Source organism: Limnofasciculus baicalensis BBK-W-15 (genome assembly GCF_024178385.1).
Classification (GTDB): domain Bacteria; phylum Cyanobacteriota; class Cyanobacteriia; order Cyanobacteriales; family Coleofasciculaceae; genus Limnofasciculus; species Limnofasciculus baicalensis.
This window is the reverse complement of record NZ_JAMZMM010000564.1, coordinates 1-2806: the sequence shown is the minus strand read 5'-3', so window position 1 is coordinate 2806 and position 2806 is coordinate 1. Positions and strand designations below refer to the sequence as shown.

The following is a 2806-nucleotide window of genomic DNA, read 5'->3' as shown; positions in this document are numbered from 1 at the left end:
TCCCCCTTGTCCCCCCACTCCAAAAAACCCACTCCAAAAAACCCACTCCAAAAAACCCATGTAGCAGGTGTCGCTTACGGTAGCTATGCTCGTGTTTTACTGTCGCCAATTTTAGACCAATTAGAAAAAATTAATGAGGAAACTATCCATACTAATCGAGTATTCCATCAAAGTAATTCCCCAGGACATCTCGAAGATTTTCCTGACTTACTTTGGGAAGCTGTGGCAACAGCTCATTCCTTGGTTTCCCAGTTGAAATCGGGCGAGTTGGAATGTTGAGTTTTTGATTAATTTAAAAAAGAGGATGAATAAAACAATGATCTATCAAAATATTTTTCAGGCAAATCATATCAAATCAAATCAATCTCCATGATTTAGCCACAATTTAATTTCAAATAACGCCCACTGAGCCTAACAGCAATCGCTGTTTTTAATCCGATAATATGGTGAATCACGGCATTAACTCTGACCTTCAACACCAGTCATCTAATCGAGAATCGCCAGTCGTGGAAAAAAATATAACTTCAAACAGAATGCAGATGGTAGACGATCTCCAGAAATTACTGGATATTCTGCCCAACGAGATTCGCTCTTTAGTGGAACAACATCCACAGCGAGATAGTTTGATTGAGGTGGTGATGGATTTGGGACGATTACCAGAGGTGCGTTTTCCTAATGGGGCAGACTACCTTTCGCAAACGCCCATAACTGTAGCACAACTTAACTATTGTGTTGAGCGAGTAGGTCATTTTAGTGGTGATAATCGCGCTGGAATTGAGCGGACATTGCACCGAATTAGTGCCATTCGTAATCGTCCCGGTGAGATTATTGGCTTAACCTGCCGTGTTGGTAGAGCAGTGTTTGGCACTATCGAAATGATTAATGACTTAGTGGAAACTGGACGATCCATTTTACTATTAGGTCGTCCCGGTGTCGGGAAAACTACTGCATTACGAGAAATTGCCAGAGTTTTAGCAGATGATTTGCAAAAACGAGTGGTAATTATTGACACTTCCAATGAAATTGCTGGAGATGGTGATATTCCTCATCCTGCTATAGGGCGTGCCAGAAGGATGCAAGTTGCTCGTCCGGAATTACAGCATCAAGTGATGATTGAGGCAGTGGAGAATCACATGCCAGAGGTTATTGTTATTGATGAAATTGGTACGGAATTGGAAGCCTTAGCAGCTCGAACTATTGCAGAAAGAGGTGTACAGTTAGTCGGGACTGCTCATGGAAACCGGATTGAAAACCTAATTAAAAATCCTACCCTTTCCGATTTAGTCGGGGGGATTCAGGCTGTTACATTAGGTGATGATGAAGCTCGGCGACGTGGCTCTCAGAAAACAGTTTTAGAGCGGAAAGCACCCCCCACTTTTGAAATTGGGGTAGAAATGCTGGAAAGGCAAAGCTGGATTATCCATGAAAACCTTTCTGATACTGTGGATTCTTTACTGCGGGGAAATCAACCCAATCCCCAAGTCCGGACGGCGGAAGAGGGGGGAAAGGTAACGATTACTCGCGAATTCCCCAATGCACCGATTCCGCCAGTATCACAGAGAGGTTTACTCTCCGCAGTGCCTAACAAACCAACAGGTTGGCGGGCATCCGGACAGATGAAACCCATGTCTCGGCAAATCGCTCCACGGGAAGCGGAAAACAGCGATTTTGAACAGTTGCTCAATGAATCCTGGTATCAGCCAGAACTTTTAGAGAAAAACAGGCTACCACTAGCAGCGACAGCTAGTAGTGAGGATTTACCGTTGCATGTTTATCCTTATGGGGTGAGCCGCCATCAATTGGAGCAAGTAATTGAGGTTCTAGATTTACCCGTAGTCTTGACAAAAGACATGGATAGTGCTGATGTAGTCTTGGGTTTGCGATCGCACGTTAAAAATCATTCCAAACTGCGGTCAATTTCCAGGGCGCGTCAGATCCCAATTTATGCGGTGAAAACTAGCACCATCCCACAGATTGCCCGCGTCTTGCGGCGGATGTTGCACATGGATGACCCTGAATTGACAGATACTATCGATTTGCGGTTATTTACCAATAGTGGTTCTGACGACGAAATAGAGGCACTTGAAGAAGCACGTTTAGCCGTCGAACAGATTGTACTTCCCAAAGGACAACCTGTGGAATTATTACCGCGATCGCCTAAAGTACGGAAGATGCAGCACGAGTTAGTGGAACACTACCGTCTCAAGTCCGATAGTTTCGGCAATGAACCCAATCGTCGCTTGCGGATTTATCCAGCATAGGGGAGTGGGGAGTTTTGAGTTTTGAGTTTTAAGTTTTAATTGAAAACTGAGAACTATTCCGGGGAGTGGGGATAAGGGACACAAGGGAGACAAGGGAGACAAGGGGGACAAGGGGGACAAGGGAGAGTTTTATAGCAATAGACAAGGCAGTTAGGGCATCAATAGTGAGGGAAGGGTGAAGCAAGAGGATATAAATATTTTGGGTTTGTTGCCCTCTTGCTACTCTGCGAGAACGCTACGCGAACACCCCTACCAATCTCTCTGTGTCCTAACCGTTGTGGCGGTTGCTATAACTCAAAACTCAAAACTCAAAACTCAAAACTCTCTTCCCCCACTCCCTACACCCTACACCCCAATAAAAAATACTTGACAAATTCCCCTCCCTTAGTGTTATGATAAGCAAGGTGACATCATTGGGGTGTAGCCAAGTGGTAAGGCAGCGGGTTTTGGTCCCGCCATTCCTAGGTTCGAATCCTAGCACCCCAGTTAGATTTATAAGAAAATAGCCTGAAAACCCCGTGACTTGAGTCCGGGGATGAAAGGCA

2 protein-coding genes and 1 tRNA gene are annotated in these 2806 nt (G+C 44.9%); all 3 read left to right on the top strand.

Annotation, left to right across the window (positions count from 1 at the left end; genetic code table 11):
* The coding region (locus NJ959_RS28135) for a Light dependent period protein LdpA domain-containing protein (protein ID WP_305069170.1) at positions 1-279 on the top strand (279 nt) is incomplete at its 5' end.
* A 254-nt stretch (positions 280-533) separates the two neighbouring features.
* Positions 534-2261, top strand: a complete 1728-nt coding sequence (locus tag NJ959_RS28130; RefSeq protein ID WP_254015067.1) for a R3H domain-containing nucleic acid-binding protein — start codon at positions 534-536, stop codon at positions 2259-2261.
* Between the two features lie 414 nt (positions 2262-2675).
* A tRNA-Gln gene (locus NJ959_RS28125) sits at positions 2676-2747 on the top strand.
* Positions 2748-2806 lie beyond the last annotated feature (59 nt).